Below are 20,993 nucleotides of genomic sequence, written 5' to 3'. Positions count from 1 at the left end.
GATGCCGCAGCCCACCCCCCTGCCGCGCGACGTCGCGCACGCCGTCGCCGCGACCCCGCCGCGGCTGCTGCTCACCGGTCCCGCCGGCAGCGGCAAGTCCGCATTGCTGTCCTCGGTGCGGCAGACGCTCGCCGGCCGGGGCCTCACCGTCGGAACCGATCCGCGTTCCCCCGCGCCGGCGGCGCTGGTGGTCGACGACGCGCACACCCTGCCCGCCGAATCGGTCCTCGCGCTCGCCGAGCAGGTGCGGCGCGGCGAGCGGCCGGTGGTCGTCGCGACGGAGCCGCGGCCGCACCGCAGCGATCTGCGGGCGCTGCTGTCCGCGTTCGGCGCGCACTCGGCGCTCGTCGAACTGCACCCCCTCAGCCCGCGCGAAATTGCCGGTCGCGCAGCAACTCTCGGTCTCACCCCGCGCCCGGAACCGATCCGCGCGGTGCACCGGCTGACCGGCGGCGCCCGCGACGTCGTCGACGCGGCCCTCGCGGCGTTGCGCGACGGCACCGATCCCCGGCGGGCCGCCGCGGCCCGCGTTCGCGACCGCCTCGGCGGCGGCGACCCCGACCTGCCCCGGGTCCTGGTCCTCGCCGGCCTCGGCGGCACCCTCGACCCGCTCGAGGTCGCCACCGTCCTCGGCGTCGACGCGGACCGCGCCCGCGAGCTCGTCGACGCCGCGCGGGCCAGCGGCCTGCTCACCGTCGACGGCGACGTCCCGATCCCCGCGGCCGCCGCGGTGCCCGCCGCCGTCCTCGGGACCCACGCCGTCCGCACGCTGGCGCACCGGCTGGCGGCGCTGCGCCTCGACGCGGGGCTGCTGACCGCGGACGCCGCCCGGGCTCTCGCCGAGGCCGGGGTGGCCGACGCCCGCCTCGCCGCCCTTCTCGTGACGCTCGCCGACGCGGCCGAGCCCGCGCAGGCCCGCACGCTGTACGACGCGGCGATCCGTGCCGGCGCCGACGCCGATGCGCTGGACGTGCGCCGCGCCGAGGCCGCCGGGCTCGCCGGCGACCTCGCCACCGCCGGACAGCTCACCGACCGTCTGCTCGACCGGGCCGGTGCCCTGCCCGCCGGCGAGCTGGCCGCCGCCACCCGCATCGCCGCGACCGTCGCCGCGCGCCGCGGCATGCTGGGGCGCAGCGCGGATCTGTACGAGTGGCTCGGCCCCGAACGGGCCGGCGCCGACGCGCCCATCGCCGCGACGGTGCTGCTCGCCGCGGGCCGCCCGGGCACCGCCGCCCGGTTCGGCACAGAGGCCGCGGCGCCGACGTCGTCCGCGGCGGCCGCGCAGCTGCTGGCCGCGGGCCTGCGCGAGTCCGTCGGCGGCGACGGGCGCGTCGCGATGAACACCCTCACGCGGGCCCTCTCGGTGCACGGGGCGGCCGACCGGACGCGGCTGCTGCCCGACACCCCGGAGGCGATCACCGCGCTGCTGTGCCTGCACTCCGGCGAACTCGCCCACGCCGGCGCCGTGCTCGGCCGCGCCACCGCGGCGCCGTCCGTGCGGCACCGCCTGCTCGCGGCGTGGACGGCGCTGATCGGCGGCGACCTGCCGGCCGCGACGGCCGCCGCCGACGAGCTCGCCCCCCACGCCGCCGAGCAGCGGGACCTGCTGTTCCTGCACGGGCTGCGGGTGGGCCTGGCCCGCCGAGGCGGCGACGTCGGCGCGCTGACCGCCGCCTGGACCGCGGCGCAGGGCGTGGTGGCCGAGTACTCGGTGGACCTGCTGAGCCTGCTGCCGCTCGGCGAGTTGTGGCTCGCCGCGGTCCGGCTCGGCGAGGCCGACCGCATCGCCCACCTGGTCGGTCAGGCCCAGGATCTCCTGACGACCCTCGACGAACCGCCGCTGTGGGGCGCGACGCTGCACTGGTACGGGGTGCAGGCGGCCATCGCCGCGGACCGGCCCGCGGAGCTGCTGCCGCACGCCCGGGCCCTCGGGGCGGCGGCGGAGACCACCGCCTACGCGGCCGCCCTGGCCCGGGCCGGGCAGGCCTGGCTGCGGGTGCTGCAGGGCGATGCCGACCCCGCGCGCGTGCAGGCGGCCGCGGAATCGCTCGCCGCGATCGGCCTGCCGTGGGACGGGGCGCGGTTGGCCGGCGAGGCCGCGCTGCGCGTCGACGACACGGCGACGGCGACGGCATTGCTCCAGGTCGCACGGGCCGTGCGGCACCCGTCGGCCGCGCCGCGCACCGCCGCGCCCACGCCCGCGGCCGACGCGCCGGCGGCGCCGAGCCCCCTGTCGGACCGCGAGGCGGAGGTCGCCGACCTCGTCGTCGCCGGCCTGACCTACCGCGAAGTAGGGTCGCGCCTGTACATTTCCGCGAAGACTGTCGAGCATCACGTCGCGCGCATCCGGCGGCGGCTCGGCGCCGGCTCGCGATCGGAGCTCATCTCGATGCTCCGTGCGCTCGGCCACGGCGCCGAGGTTCGGCAACCGGCAACCAGTGGGAACGGGGGGATTTCTGCATGTCCGTAGGCGTGGGCCTGAGAGTCGGCACCATCGTGTCCGCCGTGGCCGTCACCTCCGCCGAGGGCATCCGTCCCGACCCCGAGCCGGTCGAACGCCTCACCCGTCTGCACCTGCACTCGGACGGCACGGCAACGCTCGGCGTCCGTGACCCCGGCGCCGCCGACGAGTGCAGCTCCTTCTCCGGCTTCGTCGACCGAGTGGGCGAACCGGCCGGGGTGCGCGCCGAGGACGGCGCCCTCTCCCGCGCGGAGGACCTCGTCGCGACCGCGATGGAATGCCTGCTCGCCGACGCCGCACCCCTGGTCGGCGACGCCCCGGCGACCGTCGCCGCCGCACATCCCACCGCATGGTCGCCGGCGACCGTGGCGGTGCTGCGCAACGCTCTCGACTACGTCGGGCTGCGGCACGTCACCCTGATCTCCGACGCCGAGGCCGTCGCGGCCTGGTTCGAGTCCCGGGTCGCACAGCAGAGCGGCCGGCTCGTCGCCGTCTATCACCTCGACGCCGGCGGATCGACGGTGACGCTCGTGCGGTCCGGTGTCGCCGCGGGCCGCTCGTTCCGTTACCCCGAGGGGGACGCCCCGTCGGTACCCGCGCAGCTGTCGGCCGCGCTCGGCGCGTTCGGCTGGCTCGTCAGCAACCTCGACGCCGTCGTGATCAGCACCGAGGAGCCGGTGGACCCGTCGGCGGCGCAACTCGTCGCGCAGACAGTGAAGGCCGGTATGGGCGTGCGGTGCGTGCTGCCGCCGCAGCCGCAGCACGCGGTGGTGCGGGGCGCGGCGCTCGCCGCCGCGGCCGGTTCCGCGGACATGCTCGGCGCCACCCGGATCATGCCGGCGGTCCGCACCGGCGCCGCGGCGCGCACCCAGCTCGACCCCGTCGCCCCCGTCGAGCCGCCCGTCGCGGCCACGGCCCCCGTCGCGGCGGCCGGCACTGTCACAGCGGCCGGCACTGTCACAGCGGCCGGCACTGTCGCAGCGGCCGGCACCGAGGCGGACGCGGTGCCCGGGGGCCCGGACCGGGCCCCGCACAACCGGCTGGTCGTCGGCGGCGCCGTCGCGGCGGCCGTCGCGCTGCTCGTCGGGATGGGCGCCCTGGTGTTCTCGCTGCGGGACACCCCCGCGGACACACCCGTGCGGGAGGCGGGCGCCGCCTACGAGTCGCTGTCGAGCGCGGTGCAGGTGCCCCCGAGCACCGGCACCCCGACCGGTACCGCCACCACCACGACGACCGCCCCGGACGCGGCGCCGGCCACCGTCGACTCCGGGCTCGTGGCGCTCACCCCCGCCCCCGGCACCGCCGCCGAGGCCGCGCCGCCGACCACGTCGGTCCGGGCCACGATGTCCCGGCCGGCCCCGTCCACCACCACGCGGTCGACCACGGTCGCACCGACCACGAGCGAAGCCACCCGCGAACGGGACCGGCCCGCACGGACGACGACCCCCACGACCGTCGCGCCGACCGGGACGTCAACGTCGACGCCCCCCGAAACCACGGAACCGGACCCAACGGACACGACCGGTTCCGAGGCGGCAGGGTGACCCTCCCCGTCCCGTACGCTGTCACACGGTTGTGTCCGCTTCCGCGGCACGACCGCGCACGAAACCCGTCAACCCATTCTCGAAGGGCCCCCATGCGTCACTCGTCGGCGTCGCGCGCCGCTGCTCGTACCACCGTTCGCCGTGTCGTCGTCGCGGCGGCGTCGGCACTGCTGCTGGCCGGGCCGCTCGCTGCGACCGCCCACGCCGCCCCGGCCGATCAGCTGCCTGCGGATCAACTGCCCGCCGAACTCGTCGAGGCCATCAGCCGCGACCTGAAGATCAGCGCCGACGAGTACCTCGCGCGATCCGAACGCGCGCAGGAACTCGCGGACTACGCGCGCAGCTTCCGTGCCGAACGGCCGGAGGACTTCGCGGGGGCATGGCTGGGCACCGACGGCCGGCCCGTCGTCGCGGTCACCAACCCCGACGCCGCCCGGCAGGCCGAGAACGACGGCTACCACGTCACCGTCGCGCCGGTGTCCGCGGACGGGCTCGAGCAGTCCCTCGCCGAGCTGAACCGCTGGGTCGCCGCGCTCCCCCGCGAACTGTCCTCCCAGGTGAACGCGACGTCGATCGACGTGTTCAACAACCGCCTGATCGTCGACATCGCCAACAGCCCGGCCGGCCGCGCCCTGAACCTGCCGACGCTCATCGCCAACGTCCAGGTCATGCTCACCCCGGGCCAGCCGCCGAACGAGCCCGGCCCGCTCGGTGGCGACACCTACATCACCGCCGACGGGGACGTCCGCTCGACGCCGCTCGACCGCATCGGTGTCTGCTCGTTCGGCTTCAACGCCGTCGACGCCGACGGATCGGCCGCCAACATCACCGCCGGCCACTGCGACGCGGTCGCCCGCGAGGACGGCGGCTCCACCGTCTACCTGCCCAACCGGGAGAACATCGACGAGAGCCTGAAGATCGGCGCGTTCACCCGCTCGACCGTCGGCGAGGGCAGCACCCTGGACTACGGCATCATCGGCCTCGACCAGGCGGGCCAGGACGTCGGCCTGAACCGGCCCGTCATCCGCGGCGGCAACGGCTCGACGCTGACCGTCACCGGCACCGCCGCGCCCGTCGCCGGCGCCCCGGTGTGCAAGTCCGGACAGTCGTCGTACTTCACGTGCGGCATCGTCGCCGCCGACCGGATCGAGACCCAGCTGGTCCGTGCCGACGGCACGAGCACCACGATCCGCGGCTTCGCGACCACCGCCTGCACCCTCTCCGGCGACAGCGGCGGCGCCATCGTCACCGGCACCCTCGCGCTCGGCGTGATCAGCGGTTCCAACAGCTCCGGCGCCCCCGACTGTGTGGAGGCCAACCTCGTCCTCGCACCGCAGGGTGGCACCTCCAGCCTGGGCATCTCGATCCAGGACATCGAGGCCGAGACCGGCGCGCGGGTGCGCACCGGCGCTGCAGCCTGACCGGTCCCGCGCCACGCCGCGCGGCTGGGTGTTCGCGCGGCCGACCCCATATGATCGTCCCGTCCAGCACCGGCCCGCCCGGGGCCGGCATCTTCGCGCACCGTCGCGGAGATCAACGAGGAAGGCATCCATGCGACGCTCCTTCGCCCGTCGAGCAGCGGTTTACGGTTCGGCAGCGCTCATGCTGCTCGGCCCTGCCGCCGCCATCGCACAGGCCGACCCGGCCCCGATCGAGGCGACGGCGCTGCCGAACGAACTCGTGGAGGCGCTGGCCCGGGACCTGCAGATGAGCCCCGAGCGGTACCTGACGGATGCTGCCCGCAGCCAGGAGCTGGCCCGCTTCGCCGAATCGGCGCGGGAGGAGTTCGCTGCCGTGTTCTCCGGCGTGTGGCTCGAGCGGGACGGCACGCCGAAGGTGGGGCTGACCGAGGGCGAGGGTTACGACGCGGCCCGCGAGGCCGCCGAGGACGCCGGATTCACCGTCGAGGACACCGACCGCACCGAGACGCAGCTGCGCGACGAACTGAAGGCGCTGAACGACTGGCTGGCCACCCAGCCGCCCGCCGTCGCCGACCTGGTGCGCGGCGTCGCCATCGACGTCGTGAACAACGACGTCGTGCTGCGCACCGAGAACGTCGCCGGGATTCGGCTGCCCGACTTCCTGCAGGGTGCCCGGGTGCTGTTCGCGCCCGCGCCGCTCGTCCCGGAGCCGGCCGCCGGCGACCTGCGGCCCGTCGCCGACCTCGCCGCCCCGACGGCCCTGTTCGGCGGGGACGCCTACGCCGCGCTCGGCGCCGGCGAGGGCCTGCGCTGCTCGCTCGGCTTCAACGCCGTCGACGGCTCGGACCGCCCGGTCAACATCACCGCCGGGCACTGCGACCCGAACCGGCCGTCCGCCGGCACCCAGTTCGCGTCGAAGGTGTACCAGCTGCTCGGTGAGGAGCTCGGCCAGCAGCTCGGCACCTTCGAGAAGACCAGCCTGGACGGCCGCGACTACGCCGTGATCCGGCCGACCGCCGAGGCCCAGGGCCGGTTCGAGAACAACGGTGTGCGGGTGCCGCTGGCGGCGCCGCTGCCGATCACCGGCGTCGCCGAGCCCGTCGTCGGCGCGCCCGCGTGCAAGTCCGGCGTCCGCTCGGGCTACAGCTGCGGTGTCGTGACCGCCTCGGGCCAGACCGTCGAGGTCGGCCACCGCGTGCTGGAGAACGGCTTCTCCACCAACCTGTGCGCCCTGCAGGGCGACAGCGGCGGCACGATCGTCACCGGCACCCTGGCCCTGGGCATCTCCAGCGCCTCCAACGTCGGTCAGTACGGCATGTGCGAGATCGCCGGCGTGGTCAGCGGCCTGCTGGGCGAGTCGCCGGAGTTGTTCGCGACGCCGATCTCCGCGGTCCTCGCCGAGAACCCCGGGCTGCGCGTGCGCACCTGGTGATCGCCGCTCCCTGAGAGCTCCACGAGGGCCCGCCTCCGGCCGGAGGCGGGCCCTCGTGCTGTGCGGCGTGTCGCGCCGAGCGAGACGACGGGAAACCAGCCGACCGGTTTATGATCCTGAAGGTCCCGAGGTCCGGCCACGGAGTGTGCTCCGCGGCCGGACCGTCGCATATCCCGGCGTCCGTTGACGGCGGTTCGACGAGAAGGTGAGTGACTGTTGTCAGCAGACCTAGCAACGGTTGGCGTCGACGTAGTGGTCTACGCCGTCGAGATCGTGGTGCATCTTTTCCGGCTGATCACGCTCCAGTCCTGACTGGCCCGGAGAACGACTGCGGCCCCGCCACCGGATCGGTGGCGGGGCCGCAGTGGGCTGAGGGCGAGGACTACTTCTCGGCCCACTCCGTGGTGCCCGGAGGCGCCGCGAGGGTGTTGATCAGGCCGATGCCGGCGACGATCAGGGTGGGACCACCGACAACGATGGTGCCGATGACGCCACCGATACCCGCACCGGCGACAGTGCCGATGGCAGGCATGACGAAGGTGCCCACGATGGCGCCGATGATGGTGCCGGTCAGGCCGCCGACGGCGGTGGCGATGCCGAGCTGGGACGCGAAGTTCTGCTGCGCCTTGAGGTTCTCCTCGGGCGACGCAACGTCGCTCAGCTTGAGGCTGACCGGGTTGAGGCCCGGAGCGACCTTGTCCTCGGGCTCGACCGGGGTGGCCTTCGACGGGTCGGTGACCGGCGTCAGGGTGAGGGTCTTGCCGTCCTCGCTGATCTCCCGCTCGAAGGGCAGCTGCAGGTCGCCGAGCTGGATAGCCAGCGGCAGGCTCACGACCGCGTTGCCGTCGCCGTCCTGCAGCTCGACGCTCTTGCCGTCGCCGGACACGGCGAACGAGCCGGCGTCGATGACGGTGACGACGGAGTCGCCCTCCGCCTTGGTCTCGTAGTTGATCTTCTCCGGTGCCGTGACCGCCGGTGCGGCGTAGGACGTGCCGGCGGTGACGCCGACGGCGGCGATGGTCATCGCCGCGACGGCGGCGAGCTTCCTGAACTTCATTCGATTCCGTTCTGTGACTTCGGCGCACGCCCCCGACGGACGCCCCCCAAGTTCTGACACCAATGTGCCCCTGCGCACCGTAGGCCCTGATCGCGGGTGCGCGAAGCACATCTCGCGCAGCATCATAACCGACATCACACGGATCCTCGCGTCCGGAATGTACCTAATCCGTTGCCACTCCGTTGCCGGACTCACGAGTACGTATGCCGAAGCGTGACCAGCTACCGCACGTTAGGTTTGCCTGACTCAATGAGTCGAAAGGTTTAACGCTTAACGTGAGCGGACACTCACGCTACGGCGCGATGCGGCAATTCGGCCGCCCCCCACGCGGTCGACCTCTGCTCAGCACCGCGCCGCAGCACCGCGAGACTAGACTACCGGCCGGTAACTTCCTATAGCTACCGGCTGGTAACTTAGTTCGGGTTAGGATGCGTGGGCTTATACCAGGCGGCGCGCTGCCGCCCCCGACACGAAAGGCCACCTATGAATGCCCTGACGATCACGTTGGGCACGATCGGCGTGCTGCTCAGTCTGGTGTGCTGGTACTCGTTCATCGGTGGCGCGATGAAGATGGTCAACGTCGTCCGGATCGGCCAGCCGGCTCCGGATCGGTGGCGGCCGTTCTTCCCGCGCTTCAAGCAGATGCTCGTCGAGTTCGTCGCACACACCCGGATGAGTAAGTTCCGCACCGTGGGCTGGGCCCACTGGCTGGTGATGGTCGGCTTCATGCTCGGCGCGATCGTCTGGTTCGAGGCCTACGGCCAGACCTTCGACCCGGCGTTCCACTGGCCGCTGATCGGCAACACCGCCGTCTATCACCTGATCGACGAACTGCTCGGCCTCGGAACCGTGATCGGAATCACGGCGCTGATCATCATCCGGCAGCTGAACCACCCGCGGAAGCCCGCGCGGCTCTCGCGCTTCGCCGGCTCCGACTTCCGGGCCGCGTACTTCGTCGAGACCGTCGTCCTCATCGAGGGCCTCGGCATGATCTTCGTCAAGGCCGGCAAGATCGCGACCTACGGCCACGCCAACCCGTGGACCGACTTCTTCACGATGAACCTCGCCAAGCTGCTGCCGGCGAGCGCCGTGATGGTGTCGATCTTCGCGTTCGTCAAGCTGATGTCCGGCATGGTCTGGCTGTACGTCGTCGGTCGCAACATCACGTGGGGTGTCGCCTGGCACCGCTTCGCCGCGTTCTTCAACATCTACTTCAAGCGCGAGGACGACGGTGGCGTCGCCCTCGGCGCCGCGAAGCCGATGACGTCGAAGGGCAAGGCCATCGACATGGAGACGGCCGATCCGGACACCGACACCTTCGGTGCCGGCCAGATCGAGGACTTCTCCTGGAAGGGCTGGCTCGACTTCACCACGTGCACCGAGTGCGGTCGCTGCCAGTCGCAGTGCCCGGCCTGGAACACCGGTAAGCCGCTGTCGCCCAAGCTGGTCATCACCTCGCTGCGCGACCACGGCTACGCCAAGGCGCCCTACCTGCTCGCCGGTGGCCGCAAGGACCTCGGCGGCGACGAGGTCGGCCTGGTCGACGCCGAGGGCAACGCGGACGAGGCCAAGCTCGGGAAGATCCCGGCGGCAGCCCTGGCCGAGGCCGATCGCAAGCTGGTCGGCGAGACCGTCGAGGGCGAGCTCGCGCCCGTCATCGACACGGAGACGCTGTGGAGCTGCACCAACTGCGGCGCCTGCGTCGAGCAGTGCCCGGTGGACATCGAGCACGTCGACCACATCATCGACATGCGCCGCTACCAGGTGCTCATCGAGTCCGACTTCCCGTCCGAGCTCGCGGGTCTGTTCAAGAACCTCGAGAACAAGGGCAACCCGTGGGGCCAGAACGCCAAGGACCGGCTCAACTGGATCTCCGAGCTGGACTTCGACGTTCCGGTGTTCGGCCAGGACGCGGACAGCTTCGCCGACTACGAGTACCTGTTCTGGGTCGGCTGCGCCGGCGCCTACGAGGACCGGGCCAAGAAGACCACGAAGGCCGTCGCCGAGCTGCTCGCGACCGCCGGCGTGAAGTTCATGGTTCTCGGTGCCGAGGAGACCTGCACCGGTGACTCGGCCCGTCGCGCGGGCAACGAGTTCCTGTTCCAGCAGCTCGCGATGCAGAACATCGAGACCCTGAACTCGGTGTTCGAGGGCGTCGAGGACTCCAGGCGCAAGATCGTCGTCACCTGCGCGCACTGCTTCAACGCGCTCAACAACGAGTACCCCCAGGTCGGCGGGAACTACGAGGTCGTGCACCACACCCAGCTCCTGAACCGCCTGGTGCGGCAGAAGAAGCTGGTGCCGGTGGCGTCGGTGAGCCAGGACGTGACCTATCACGACCCGTGCTTCCTCGGCCGCCACAACAAGGTGTACGACGCACCGCGTGAGCTGATGGCGGCGTCCGGCGCGAAGCTCACCGAGATGCCGCGGCACGGCGAACGGTCCATGTGCTGTGGTGCCGGTGGTGCCCGCATGTGGATGGAAGAGAAGATCGGCAAGCGGATCAACATCGACCGCGTCGACGAGGCACTGTCGACGAATCCGTCGAAGATCGCCACCGGCTGCCCCTTCTGCCGCGTCATGCTCAACGACGGTGTCACCGCGCGTCAGGAGAAGGGCGAAGGCGAGGGCGTCGAGGTCGTCGACGTCGCCCAGCTCATGCTCGACTCCATCACCCGTCTCGAGCCCGCGACGCTCAGCGAGAACATCAAGGTGATCCCGCGTGAGCGGCCCGTCGCGGAACCGGTGGCGACCGCCAGCACCCAGGGAGCCGCCGTGGCCTCGGAGGCGACCGCCGAGACGGTGGAGAAGGAGCGCGTCGAGGAGATCGAGGAGGCGGCCGCGACCCCGGCGGCCCCCAAGACGGCCCCGGCCGGCGGCCTGCAGATGAAGGGTGCCGCCAAGGCTCCCGGCTCGAAGCCGGGCGGGCTGCAGATGAAGGGCGGCCTGAAGGCCCCGGGCTCGAAGGCTCCCGCAGCCGGCGACGGTGCCGCGGCCGGCGACGGTGCCGCGGCCGAGGCTCCCGCGGCCCCGGCCGCCAAGCCGGGCGGACTGCAGATGAAGGGCGGGCTCAAGGCCCCGGGCGCCAAGAAGGCCGCTCCGGCCGCCGCCGCTCCCGCTGCCGCTCCCGCTGCCGAATCCGCTCCGGCCGAGGCCCCAGCGGCCCCGAAGGCCAAGCCGGGCGGACTGCAGATGAAGGGCGGGCTCAAGGCCCCGGGCGCCAAGAAGACGGCTCCGGCCGCGGCCGCCCCGGCCGAGGCCCCCGCGACGGCACCGGCCGCCGAGGCACCCGCCGCGCCGTCGGTTCCGAAGGCCAAGCCGGGCGGCCTGCAGATGAAGGGCGGGCTCAAGGCTCCGGGTGCGAAGAAGGCCGCGCCGGCACCGGCCGCCGAGGCCCCCGCCCCGGCACCGGCGGCCGGGGCCCCCGCGAAGGCACCCGCCGCCGAGGCACCCGTCACGGAGGCTCCGGCGGCTCCCGAGCCGCCGAAGGCGAAGCCGGGTGGCCTGGCGTTCAAGGGCGGAGCGAAGGCTCCCGGCGCCCACAAGGCCGCCGCGCCGAAGCCTCCGGCAGAGAGGCCCGAGCCTCCGGCGGAGAAGCCCGAGGCTCCCGCGAAGGCACCGGAACCGGCGCACGCACCCCCGGGTGAGGCGCCCGATCCGGATGCACCGCCGGAGAAGGCACCGGCCCCCGAGGCGCCGTCGACCAACGGCACCGAGGCCTCGCCGACCAATGGCACCGAGGCCTCGCCGACCAATGGCACCGAGGCCTCGCCGACCAATGGCACCGAGGCCTCGCCGACCAACGGCGCCGAGGCACCGGCCCCGCCGCAGGCCAAGCCGGGAGCGCTGGGCTTCAGGTCCGGCGCCAAGGCCCCCGGCCGGCGCGGGTAGCACCCACGGCGACGCCCCTCACCCGCTCGGGTGGGGGGCGTCGCCGTTTCCCGGAGCAGACATCCCTTGCACCGTCCTTGCACCTCCTGCCTACGCCTGCAACGGAGGCAAGCACGCAACGACGGGTGCAAGCTCGCCGTCAGGCCCTGAACGTCCCGGTGGGCCCCGGCCCACGTCCGGCCCGGGCGATCGCCTCCCGGATGCGGTCGGCGACCACCGAGGGTGTAGCCAGCTCGTCCCACACCCAGCGCACCACGGTCCAGCCGGCGTCGCGCAGACGATCCTCGCGCTGCTTTTCCCGCCACACCGTCTCCTCCGGGGTGATGTCGTCGCCCCGATACTTCACGCGACCGTCGAACTCGCCGATCACCCCGTGTTCCGGGAGCAGGAAATCGACCCGGGCCAGCCACCGACCGCGGTCATCGTGGATCACCGCCTGGGTCATCGGCATCGGTAGCCCGTCGCGGACAAACAGCACGCGACTGCGGGACTCGCCCACGCTCTCGCTACGCCCGTCCAGGAACCGCGCCGCGCGCAGGCCCTTCGCGTGGCCGGGATGGCAGGTGTTGCGAGCCAGTGCGCTGATCACGTCGGCGGTGGTGAGCCCGCACAGCCGCAGCGCGTGATCCCCTGCGACGACGGCCTGCTCGAACGGCAGGGTGCGGGCGAGGTCGGCGACCGTGCGGGCGACGGTGAGCACGCGCGCCCCGCCGACGTCGGTGACCTCGTCGGGAGCGAAGGGCGACGCGTGCAGGTTCCGCCCCGGCGTGCGCTTCGCTCCGCCGATGCGGTTACGGGTCAGGTGGACCTCCCCGAGCGGGGTGTTCCAGAGGGCGAGGCCGTGCAGGACGGCGGCAGAGACGTGGCTGAGCGCGGCGTCGGAGCGGTGCCCACCGGCAACGGCGACGGCTCGCCGGTGGTGACGGCCGTATTCGTCGAGCTGTGCGTAGCTCTCGGCCGGCAGATAGGCGCCGCGGTGGATGCGGTGCCAGTGCCCGCGGCCGCACAGCCGCCGGATCTCGCGATCGGTGACGCCGCGCTCGCGTGCGGCGGCGCGCCGGATGATGTCGTGTTCGTCGCTCATGACGGTCACGGTGCCGTATCCGGGCGGGCGCACACCGCAACAAACGCAGGAGGCGGCCCGATCTGTGGACGAACCGCCCGGCTGTGGACAGCCGAGCGTGCACCCGAAGCCGCGTCCCGACAACCGGATTCGACTGCCCCACCGGGTGCGAGCACGCGGGTCAGCCGTGCCGGGCGAGCAGCTCCTCGCGGCGCTTGGGATCGAGGTTCACGCGCGAGATGTCACCGTCGTAGTGGTCGAGCAGGCGCGGGTCCATCACCTTGCGCCACAACGGCGGAACGAACGACAGCAGGATCATGACGGCGTAGCCGGCGGGCAGCTGCGGCGCCTCCTCCATCGTGCGCAGCGTCTGGTAGCGCCGCAGCGGATTCGCGTGGTGGTCGCTGTGCCGCTGCAGGTGGTAGAGGAACAGGTTGCTGCAGCTGTGGTCGCTGTTCCAGCTGTGCCGCGGCGCGACGCGCTCGTACGTGCCGTTCGGACGCGTGCCGCGCAGCAGGCCGTAGTGCTCGAGGTAGTTCGCGGCCTCGAGGAACATCACGGCCAGCACGGCCTGCACCACCAGCCAGGGCGCGACGGACCATCCGAAGACCGCGATCAGCCCGGCGTACAACACGACGGTCAGCGCCCAGGCGTTCAGGACGTTGTTGCGCGGGCTCCACCAGGGCAGCCCGCGACGGGCCAGGCGCTCACGCTCGTACCGCCAGCCCGACCGGAGGCCGCCGAACACCGAGCGCGGCAGGAACTCCCAGTAGGTCTCGCCGAACCGCGCCGTCGCGGCGTCCTCCGGGGTGGCGACGCGCAGATGGTGACCGTGGTTGTGTTCGACGAAGAAATGCCCGTAGCCCGACTGGGCGAGGGCGATCTTGGCGAGCCGGCGTTCGAGGTCGGTGCGTTTGTGCCCGAGTTCGTGCGCGGCGTTGATGCCGACGCCGCCGACCACGCCGACGGTGGCGGCCATCGCGAACCGCTCGGGCCAGCCCATCGGCGCGACGGTCCACACCCAGCAGGCGAAGACGAGGCCCGCGTACTGCAGCGGCAGGTACAGGTAGGTGCACCAGCGGTAGTACCGGTCCTCCTCGAGGTCGCGCACGACCTCTTCCGGCGGGTTGGCCTTGTCGACGCCGGTGAACCGGTCGACGAGCGGGACGATCACCGCGATCAGCAGCGCACCGAACGCCCAGAAGACACCGAGGTGCAGGTACTCGACGAGCAGCCACGCGACGAACGGGCTCAGCGGGACGGCGAGCCCGCACAGCCACAGGTACCGTTTCCGGTCCTTCCAGCGCGCCCCCGCGCTCCCGTCCCCCACCATGTACACCAACCCCCTGGTTGTCTCGCCCGTCCCCCGAACATCACGGTTCTTACATCCCATATGTCCGCAACGCGCCGGGATGTTACCGAATAGTAGGACAAACGAGACGAACCACCCACGAAGTTGTGACCGGTCCGAATACAGCGACGGCGCCGCACCGTAGGTGCAGCGCCGTCGAACTGTCGGGACGACCCGCTCAGATGGGACGGACTCCCTGGGCCTGCGGGCCCTTCTGTCCCTGCCCGATCTCGAACTCGACCCGGGCACCTTCGTCCAGCGACTTGAAGCCGGAGCCCTGAATCTCCGAGTAGTGGACGAACACGTCGGGTCCACCGCCGTCCTGCTCGATGAAGCCGAAACCCTTTTCGGCGTTGAACCACTTCACAGTTCCCTGTGCCATACCGTGCGACTCCTCAATCCACCCGCGCGTCACCCCGACGCAACGGTCACAAGTGGTCATGATTGCACTTTTCGGGCCGATCGTCGCGGTGGACGCGGCGATGCAGGCGAAATCCGGCTGAAACCCGGTTGCGGCCGGGTGGCACCATGGACGCCGTGAGTACAGGAGAACAGGGCCACCTTCATCACCGCATCACCCGCAAGCTCGAGCAGTCCGCGAAGCTGCAGAACGTGCTGTACGAGATCCGGGGGCCGGTGCACGCGCATGCCGCGCGGCTCGAGGCGGAGGGGCACCGCATCCTGAAACTCAACATCGGCAACCCGGCGCCGTTCGGGTTCGAGGCACCCGAGACGATCGTGCAGGACATGATCGCGGCCCTGCCCAACGCCCAGGGCTACTCGGAGTCGAAGGGCATCGCGTCGGCGCGCCGGGCCATCGTCACCCGTTACGAGCTCGTGCCGGGCTTCCCGAAGCTCGACATCAACGACGTCTACCTCGGCAACGGCGTCTCCGAGCTGATCACGATGACGATGCAGGCCCTGCTCGACGACGGCGACGAGGTGCTGATCCCGGCGCCGGACTACCCGCTGTGGACGGCGATGACGTCCCTGGCCGGCGGTACGCCGGTGCACTACCTGTGCGACGAGTCCAACGACTGGAATCCCGACATCGAGGACATCGAGTCGAAGATCACGGAGAAGACCAAGGCCCTGCTGGTCATCAACCCGAACAACCCGACAGGTGCCGTGTACTCGCTCGAGGTGCTCGAGCAGCTGGTGCAGCTGGCCCGCAAGTACCAGCTGCTGCTGCTCGCCGACGAGATCTACGACAAGATCCTCTACGACGACGCCAAGCACATCTCCCTGGCCACCCTCGCGCCCGACCTGCTGTGCCTGACCTACAACGGCCTGTCGAAGGCCTACCGGGTCGCCGGGTACCGGTCGGGCTGGATGACGATCACCGGCCCGAAGGACCACGCCGGCGGGTTCCTCGAGGGCATCGACCTGCTCGCCTCGACCCGTCTGTGCCCCAACGTGCCGGCCCAGCACGCGATCCAGGTGGCGCTCGGCGGGCATCAGAGCATCGAGGACCTGATCCTGCCCGGTGGCCGGCTGCTCGAGCAGCGCGACGTCGCGTGGGAACGCCTGAACTCGATTCCCGGCGTCAGCTGCGTCAAGCCGCGCGGCGCCCTGTACGCCTTCCCGCGCCTCGACCCGGAGGTGTACGAGATCCACGACGACGAGAAGCTGGTCCAGGACCTGCTGCTGCAGGAGAAGATCCTGATGGTGCAGGGCACCGGCTTCAACTGGCCGGATCCGGACCATCTGCGGATCGTGACGCTGCCGTGGGCCCGCGACCTGGCGGTGGCCATCGAACGCTTCGGCAACTTCCTGTCCAGCTACAAGCAGTGACCGCGGTGACCTCCTCGCGACACGCCCGGGATGCACGACACGCCGACCGTTGTCGAAAGTATATGTTGCGACGATCGAACGGCGTCACCGCAGGCAGAGCCGCCGACTGCCCCCGGAAGCGAGCGTTCGGCCGGACCCCGGTGAGGACCGACACACGGTAGGTACTACCCCGGGGGCCGACAGAGCCAGTACGTTTGTCTACGGCACCTCAGCGTGCTGGGCTCCCTGATCATCGCCATCCCCCCTGTGCGAGATCAGGTCGAAGGTGGCGGGGACACCCCCCCTGCTCCCCGCCACCACCAGCCCTTGTCCCCCGGATGCGGCCGGTCTTCCGCGATGCGACCTCGCCGCGATCTCGTCGTTACCCTGATGTGGTGACTCGCGCAGAGCCCCCCGGCCACGGCCGCGGACACGGACACGGACACTTCTCCGGGCCGATCCCGGTCGGACCCACCGCCGCGAAGGTCGTCGTCGGACTCCTCGTCGCGATCGGCGTCGCCGTGCTGGCCGGCGCCGTCGCGCTGTGGCCCAGCGGGCAGGCGGTCGACATTCCGGCCCCGTTCCAGACCACCGGCGGCGGAGCCGTCGTCACCGAGGCCGGCACCGTCGTCGAGCAGGACATCGGCCCGTGCGGGAGCAGTTCGGCCGGCCGCCCGTTCACCGGCGACCCCGTTCCCCCCGCGACCGACGCCTACCAGTGCCAGCGCAGCATCGTCACCATCGATTCGGGCCCAAACGAGGGCACCCGCACCCTGCTCGAGATCGGGCCCGGCCCGGGGCAGCCGGACCTGCGCGTCGGCGAGGAGATCCGGCTGGTGCGGCAGGTCGACCCGTCCGGCGCCACCCAGTACTCGTTCTACGACTACTCCCGCGGGCTCCCCCTCGCGCTGATCATCACGGCGTTCGCCGTGGTCATCGTGGCCGTGGCCCGGTGGCGTGGCCTGCGCGCCCTGATCGGCCTGCTGATCGCGTTCGGGGTGCTCGTGGTGTTCATGCTCCCCGCGCTGCTCGACGGCAAACCCGCCGTACCCGTCGCGCTGGTCGGCGGCGCGATCATCCTCTACGCGGTGCTCTATCTCACGCGCGGGGTGAATCTGCGCACCAGCTCGGCCCTGCTGGGCACCCTTGCGTCGATGCTGCTCGCCGCCCTGCTCTCGTACCTCGCGATCTGGATGACACACCTGACCGGGCTGTCCGAGGAACAGAACACCGACGTGCAGCTGTACCTCGAGCAGGTCAGCATCACCGGCCTGCTCCTCGCCGGCTTCATCATCGGTTCGCTCGGCGTCCTCAACGACGTGACCATCACCCAGGCGGCGTCGGCGTTCGAGCTGGCGGCGCTCGATCCCACGGCCTCGCGCCGGAAGGTGTTCTCCTCCGCGATGCGGGTCGGCCGCGACCACATCGCCAGCACCGTCTACACCCTGGTGCTGGCGTACGCCGGTGGCGCCCTGCCCCTGCTGCTGCTGTTCAGCGTCGCCGGCCGGTCCATCTCGGACGTCCTCACCGGCGACGCCGTCGCCATCGAGGTGGTGCGGGCGTGTGTGGGCGGCATCGCGCTCGCTCTGTCCGTTCCGCTCACCACCGGCATCGCCGCGCTGCTGGCCCGGCCCGGCGCCCCCGAGCCCGTCGCACGCAAGGGCCGCCATGCCCGGTGACCGGTTCGTCGTCCGCGGGCGACGGCGGGCGGGTGAACGATAGGTATTCTTCCTCTGTTGTCGTCCGGAGCGAGGGATCCGGGATCACGGCACGCGAGATCGAAGGGCAGGGGCCATGTTCTCCGAGCAGCACGGGCCTGCCGGCGCACCACCAGGAAGTAGCAGCAAAGGTACATCGGTTGCTCTGGAGACCGACTGGGACCGGGAGGAGCCGTCGGTCCTCCTGATCGAGGACGACGCCGGCGACGCACTCATCGTCGAGGAACTGGTGGCGGACAGCGCGCAGGGCATGCGCCTGGAATGGGTCCAGACGATGGCCGCGGCCCGCGCGGAGCTGGCCGACGGACTGCCCGACTGCATCCTGCTGGACCTGCATCTGCCCGACGCGCAGGGCATGGACGCGCTGGCCCGGGTGCAGCAGTACGCCGCCGGCGTTCCGGTCGTGGTGCTCACCGGCCTCGCCGAGGAGCAGACGGGGCTGGCGGCGGTGACCGCCGGCGCGCAGGACTATCTCGTCAAGGGTCGGGTGGAGCCGGACATGTTCGGCCGGACCGTGCGCTACGCGATCCAGCGCAAGCAGGCCGAGCATGCCGCCGTCGCGTTGCAGGCCAGCCGGCTGCAGGCGCGGGAGAACGCCCGCCTCGAACGCGGCCTGCTGCCGTCGCCGATGCTGCGCGGCACGGGCGACGTGGACGTCGTGGCCCGCTACCGGCCCGGGCGCGAGCAGTCCCTGCTCGGCGGCGACTTCTACGACGTCGTGCAGACCGAGGACGGCACGGTGCACGTGCTCATCGGCGACGTCAGCGGGCACGGCCCCGACGAGGCCGCACTCGGGGTGAGCCTTCGGATCGCCTGGCGCACCCTCGTGGTCACCGGCGTCACCGGGGTCGCGCAGTTGCAGAAGCTCGAGCAGATCATGGTCGCCGAACGGGCGAACGAGCGGCACTTCGCCACCCTCACCAGCCTCGCCATGTCGCCGGACCGGCGCCGGGTGCAGGTGATGCGCGCCGGGCATCCGGGCCTGCTGCTGCACAGTTCCCAGGGGGTGGACTGGGTCGAGGCGCCCGGCGGACCCGCCCTCGGACTGCTGCCCGGCGTCTCGACGTGGCCCGTGCACGAGCTGGAACTGCCGGAAGGCGGCGGCATCATGATGTTCACCGACGGGCTGTTCGAAGGCCGGATCGGCGACGGCGGCGAACGCCTCGGCGAGGAGGGCCTGCTGCGGCTGGCCCGCGAGGAGGGCCACCTGGCGCCCGAGGCGTTCGTCGACACCCTGATCGACCGGGCCGAGGCGCTGGCGGAGAGTCACGGAGGACTCGCCGACGACGTGGCCGTGGTACACGTGCGCTGGAGCGAGAAGGTGACGAAGCAGTCATGAGAGACCCGTCGATGCCCGAACCCAAGGTCGAGCGTGTGCGCTCGCGGCTGACGGTCCAGAGCTGGTTCCAGGTCGCCTTCGCGGTCCTTGCCGTGTTCGTCGTTCTCGGCACCATCGTGGGCGGCTACTTCATCCAGCGCACGGTCCAGATCACGGACGAACTGGTCGACCAGATCCAGCCGGCCCGCGCCGAGGCGTACCGCCTGCAGGCGGCGCTGCTGGATCAGGAGACCGGCGCCCGCGGCTACGCCGCCACCGCCGACGTCGAATTCCTCGAGCCGTACCTGGCGGGCAAGCGGATCGAGCAGGAGGCCGCGGACCGGATGCGGGAGTTCACCGCCGGCCATCCGGAACTGCTCGCCGCCGTCGAGGAGATCGAGGCGGCGGCGGCGGCGTGGCGCGCCGACTACGCCGACCCGCTCGTCGCGGGCGTCGTCCCCGGCGTCCCCCAGCCCGTGGATCCCGCCAGCACCGAGCGGGGCCGGACCACGTTCGACGCCATGCGCACCCTCTTCGAGGCGCAGAACGCCGAACTCGTCCAGGCCCGCGCGGAGGGCTACGACGACCTCATCCACGCCCGGACGATCCGCAACTCCGTGCTCGTGGCGATGGTGGCGGGATTCCTGCTCACCGGCCTGCTCATGGTGATCCTCGTGCACAACCTCGTCGCCATGCCGCTGGTCAGCCTGCGCGCGGCGACGCGGCGCGTCGTCGCGGACGGCAACTTCGACCAGCACATCCGCCCCCAGGGCCCGAAGGACATCCGGGCCCTGGCCCAGGACGTCGAAGCCATGCGCGGGCGCATCGTGTTCGCGCTCGCGGCCGCCCACACCCAGCACCAGCGCCTCGCCAGCCAGAAGGCGGACCTCGACGCCCAGGCCGAGGAACTGCGCCGCTCCAACGCCGAACTCGAGCAGTTCGCCTACGTCGCTTCCCACGACCTGCAGGAGCCGCTGCGCAAGGTCGCCTCCTTCTGCCAGCTGCTCGAGAAGCGTTACGGCGACAAGCTCGACGAACGGGGCACCCAGTACATCGCGTTCGCCGTCGACGGCGCCAAGCGCATGCAGGTCCTCATCAACGACCTGCTGGCGTTCTCCCGCGTCGGCCGGGTCAACGACGCCCACGTGCGCGTCGATCTGGATCAGCCGCTGGACAAGGCAGTGGCCAACCTCGCCGCCGCCGTCGACGAGTCCGGGGCGCGCATCGAACGGCCCGAGCAGCTCCCCGAGATCACGGGCGATCCGACCCTGCTGACGATGCTCTGGCAGAATCTGCTGGGCAACGCGATCAAGTTCCGCCACCCCGACCGCGCACCCGTCGTGCGGATCACGTGCGACCGGATCGACGGTGAGGACCACGGTGACCGGGCGGGCGCCGGCCGCTGGCAGCTGTGCGTCACGGACAACGGCATCGGCATCGACGAGGAGTTCGCCGAGAAGGTATTCGTCATCTTCCAGCGCCTCCACGGCCGCGACGTCTACACCGGCACCGGCATCGGCCTGGCGGTGTGCAAGAAGATCGTCGAGTACCACGGTGGCAGGATCTGGATCGACACCGAGCACACCGGCGGCACCCGGTTCTGCTTCACGCTGCCCGCCCTGCCCGACGAAGAATCCGAAGAGCACGCCCCGGCCGACACCGATCTCGAAGGAGCCCCCGCATGACCCCCGCAGAACCCATCGACGTCCTCCTGGTCGAGGACGACCCGGGCGACGAGCTGATGACCCGTGAGGCCTTCGAGGACAACAAGATCGGCAACGAGCTGCACGTCGTCCGCGACGGCGAGGAGGCGCTGGACTTCCTGTACCAGCGCGGCGAGCACGTCGGATTCTTCGTCGGGCAGGGCGGGCAGCGTGAAGCAGAACCGGGTGCCGCCGGTGTGCTCGGTGTCGATCCAGATCCTGCCACCGTGGTACTCGACGATCTTCTTGCACACCGCCAGG

Annotated in this window: 13 protein-coding genes and 2 pseudogenes; 10 read left to right on the top strand and 5 right to left on the bottom strand. The window is 71.7% G+C overall.

The annotated features are described in order from the left end of the window. The first annotated feature begins 1 nt into the window (after position 1). From AIIKEEIJ_RS28350 to AIIKEEIJ_RS28335, 4 genes are all read left to right on the top strand, one after another. Complete coding sequence (locus AIIKEEIJ_RS28350; protein WP_161997055.1) at positions 2–2,470, top strand: LuxR C-terminal-related transcriptional regulator; 2,469 nt, start codon at positions 2–4, stop codon at positions 2,468–2,470. Then, entirely contained in the window at positions 2,461–4,005 is a 1,545-nt protein-coding gene (locus AIIKEEIJ_RS28345) for a hypothetical protein (RefSeq protein WP_161997054.1), read from the top strand. The genes AIIKEEIJ_RS28350 and AIIKEEIJ_RS28345 overlap by 10 nt, the downstream gene beginning before the upstream one ends. 92 nt (positions 4,006–4,097) lie before the next feature. Beyond that, entirely contained in the window at positions 4,098–5,426 is a 1,329-nt protein-coding gene (locus AIIKEEIJ_RS28340) for a S1 family peptidase (RefSeq protein ID WP_006934299.1), read from the top strand. Between the two features lie 130 nt (positions 5,427–5,556). Beyond that, positions 5,557–6,858, top strand: coding sequence for a S1 family peptidase (locus tag AIIKEEIJ_RS28335; protein ID WP_065922206.1), 1,302 nt, complete (start codon positions 5,557–5,559; stop codon positions 6,856–6,858). A gap of 382 nt (positions 6,859–7,240) precedes the next feature. Here AIIKEEIJ_RS28335 and AIIKEEIJ_RS28330 read toward each other — a convergent pair whose 3' ends face one another. Next, a complete protein-coding gene (locus tag AIIKEEIJ_RS28330) occupies positions 7,241–7,915 on the bottom strand; it encodes a hypothetical protein (protein WP_050035751.1) in 675 nt (224 codons plus the stop codon). Positions 7,916–8,398: 483 nt separating this feature from the next. Between AIIKEEIJ_RS28330 and AIIKEEIJ_RS28325 the strand changes: the two genes are divergently transcribed. Continuing rightward, on the top strand, positions 8,399–11,806 hold the full coding sequence (locus AIIKEEIJ_RS28325; protein ID WP_161997053.1) for a heterodisulfide reductase-related iron-sulfur binding cluster: 3,408 nt from the start codon (positions 8,399–8,401) through the stop codon (positions 11,804–11,806). Positions 11,807–11,945: 139 nt separating this feature from the next. On the opposite strand, the gene AIIKEEIJ_RS28320 is transcribed toward AIIKEEIJ_RS28325, so the two are convergent. The 3 genes from AIIKEEIJ_RS28320 to AIIKEEIJ_RS28310 all read right to left on the bottom strand — a co-directional run bounded on the left by AIIKEEIJ_RS28320 (position 11,946) and on the right by AIIKEEIJ_RS28310 (position 14,602). Next, complete coding sequence (locus AIIKEEIJ_RS28320; RefSeq protein ID WP_161997052.1) at positions 11,946–12,890, bottom strand: type IV toxin-antitoxin system AbiEi family antitoxin domain-containing protein; 945 nt, start codon at positions 12,888–12,890, stop codon at positions 11,946–11,948. 160 nt (positions 12,891–13,050) lie between these two features. After that, complete coding sequence (locus AIIKEEIJ_RS28315; protein WP_161997051.1) at positions 13,051–14,202, bottom strand: alkane 1-monooxygenase; 1,152 nt, start codon at positions 14,200–14,202, stop codon at positions 13,051–13,053. Between the two features lie 196 nt (positions 14,203–14,398). Then, a complete protein-coding gene (locus AIIKEEIJ_RS28310) occupies positions 14,399–14,602 on the bottom strand; it encodes a cold-shock protein (RefSeq protein ID WP_003938894.1) in 204 nt (67 codons plus the stop codon). 146 nt (positions 14,603–14,748) lie between these two features. On the opposite strand from AIIKEEIJ_RS28310, the gene AIIKEEIJ_RS28305 reads away from it, so the two are divergent. From AIIKEEIJ_RS28305 to AIIKEEIJ_RS34165, 5 genes and pseudogenes are all read left to right on the top strand, one after another. Continuing rightward, positions 14,749–16,014 carry a pyridoxal phosphate-dependent aminotransferase gene (locus tag AIIKEEIJ_RS28305; protein ID WP_029545602.1) on the top strand — a complete coding sequence of 422 codons (1,266 nt, stop codon included), beginning with the start codon at positions 14,749–14,751 and terminating at the stop codon, positions 16,012–16,014. Positions 16,015–16,331: 317 nt separating this feature from the next. Then, on the top strand, positions 16,332–17,672 hold the full coding sequence (locus AIIKEEIJ_RS28300; protein WP_202917731.1) for a YibE/F family protein: 1,341 nt from the start codon (positions 16,332–16,334) through the stop codon (positions 17,670–17,672). Positions 17,673–17,787: 115 nt separating this feature from the next. Further along, the gene (locus AIIKEEIJ_RS28295) at positions 17,788–19,050 is read left to right on the top strand and encodes a SpoIIE family protein phosphatase (RefSeq protein ID WP_202917730.1); all 1,263 of its coding nucleotides are present in this window, start codon (positions 17,788–17,790) and stop codon (positions 19,048–19,050) included. Positions 19,051–19,061: 11 nt separating this feature from the next. Then, positions 19,062–20,714, top strand: a complete 1,653-nt coding sequence (locus AIIKEEIJ_RS28290; RefSeq protein ID WP_161997058.1) for a CHASE3 domain-containing protein — start codon at positions 19,062–19,064, stop codon at positions 20,712–20,714. Continuing rightward, positions 20,711–20,872: pseudogene (locus AIIKEEIJ_RS34165) on the top strand (response regulator); the annotation flags it as partial. The gene AIIKEEIJ_RS28290 and the pseudogene AIIKEEIJ_RS34165, both read left to right, overlap by 4 nt. Before the next feature lie 66 nt (positions 20,873–20,938). On the opposite strand, the pseudogene AIIKEEIJ_RS34160 reads toward AIIKEEIJ_RS34165, so the two are convergent. Beyond that, a pseudogene (locus AIIKEEIJ_RS34160) lies at positions 20,939–20,986 on the bottom strand (hypothetical protein); the annotation flags it as partial. Positions 20,987–20,993 lie beyond the last annotated feature (7 nt).

The organism is Rhodococcus sp. YH1 (assembly GCF_009939605.1).
Lineage (GTDB): Bacteria > Actinomycetota > Actinomycetes > Mycobacteriales > Mycobacteriaceae > Rhodococcus > Rhodococcus aetherivorans.
The sequence above is the reverse complement of the archived record's forward strand: the minus strand, read 5'-3'. Positions and strand labels throughout refer to the sequence as shown.

Excerpts from the sequence above, each read along its gene's own strand:
- AIIKEEIJ_RS28350 (WP_161997055.1), top strand. The coding sequence starts at position 2 with ATGCCGCAGCCCACCCCCCTGCCGCGCGACGTCGCGCACGCCGTCGCC.
- AIIKEEIJ_RS28345 (WP_161997054.1), top strand. The coding sequence starts at position 2,461 with ATGTCCGTAGGCGTGGGCCTGAGAGTCGGCACCATCGTGTCCGCCGTG.
- AIIKEEIJ_RS28340 (WP_006934299.1), top strand. The coding sequence starts at position 4,098 with ATGCGTCACTCGTCGGCGTCGCGCGCCGCTGCTCGTACCACCGTTCGC.
- AIIKEEIJ_RS28335 (WP_065922206.1), top strand. The coding sequence starts at position 5,557 with ATGCGACGCTCCTTCGCCCGTCGAGCAGCGGTTTACGGTTCGGCAGCG.
- AIIKEEIJ_RS28330 (WP_050035751.1), bottom strand. The coding sequence starts at position 7,915 with ATGAAGTTCAGGAAGCTCGCCGCCGTCGCGGCGATGACCATCGCCGCC.
- AIIKEEIJ_RS28325 (WP_161997053.1), top strand. The coding sequence starts at position 8,399 with ATGAATGCCCTGACGATCACGTTGGGCACGATCGGCGTGCTGCTCAGT.
- AIIKEEIJ_RS28320 (WP_161997052.1), bottom strand. The coding sequence starts at position 12,890 with ATGAGCGACGAACACGACATCATCCGGCGCGCCGCCGCACGCGAGCGC.
- AIIKEEIJ_RS28315 (WP_161997051.1), bottom strand. The coding sequence starts at position 14,202 with ATGGTGGGGGACGGGAGCGCGGGGGCGCGCTGGAAGGACCGGAAACGG.
- AIIKEEIJ_RS28310 (WP_003938894.1), bottom strand. The coding sequence starts at position 14,602 with ATGGCACAGGGAACTGTGAAGTGGTTCAACGCCGAAAAGGGTTTCGGC.
- AIIKEEIJ_RS28305 (WP_029545602.1), top strand. The coding sequence starts at position 14,749 with ATGGACGCCGTGAGTACAGGAGAACAGGGCCACCTTCATCACCGCATC.
- AIIKEEIJ_RS28300 (WP_202917731.1), top strand. The coding sequence starts at position 16,332 with ATGCGGCCGGTCTTCCGCGATGCGACCTCGCCGCGATCTCGTCGTTAC.
- AIIKEEIJ_RS28295 (WP_202917730.1), top strand. The coding sequence starts at position 17,788 with ATGTTCTCCGAGCAGCACGGGCCTGCCGGCGCACCACCAGGAAGTAGC.
- AIIKEEIJ_RS28290 (WP_161997058.1), top strand. The coding sequence starts at position 19,062 with ATGCCCGAACCCAAGGTCGAGCGTGTGCGCTCGCGGCTGACGGTCCAG.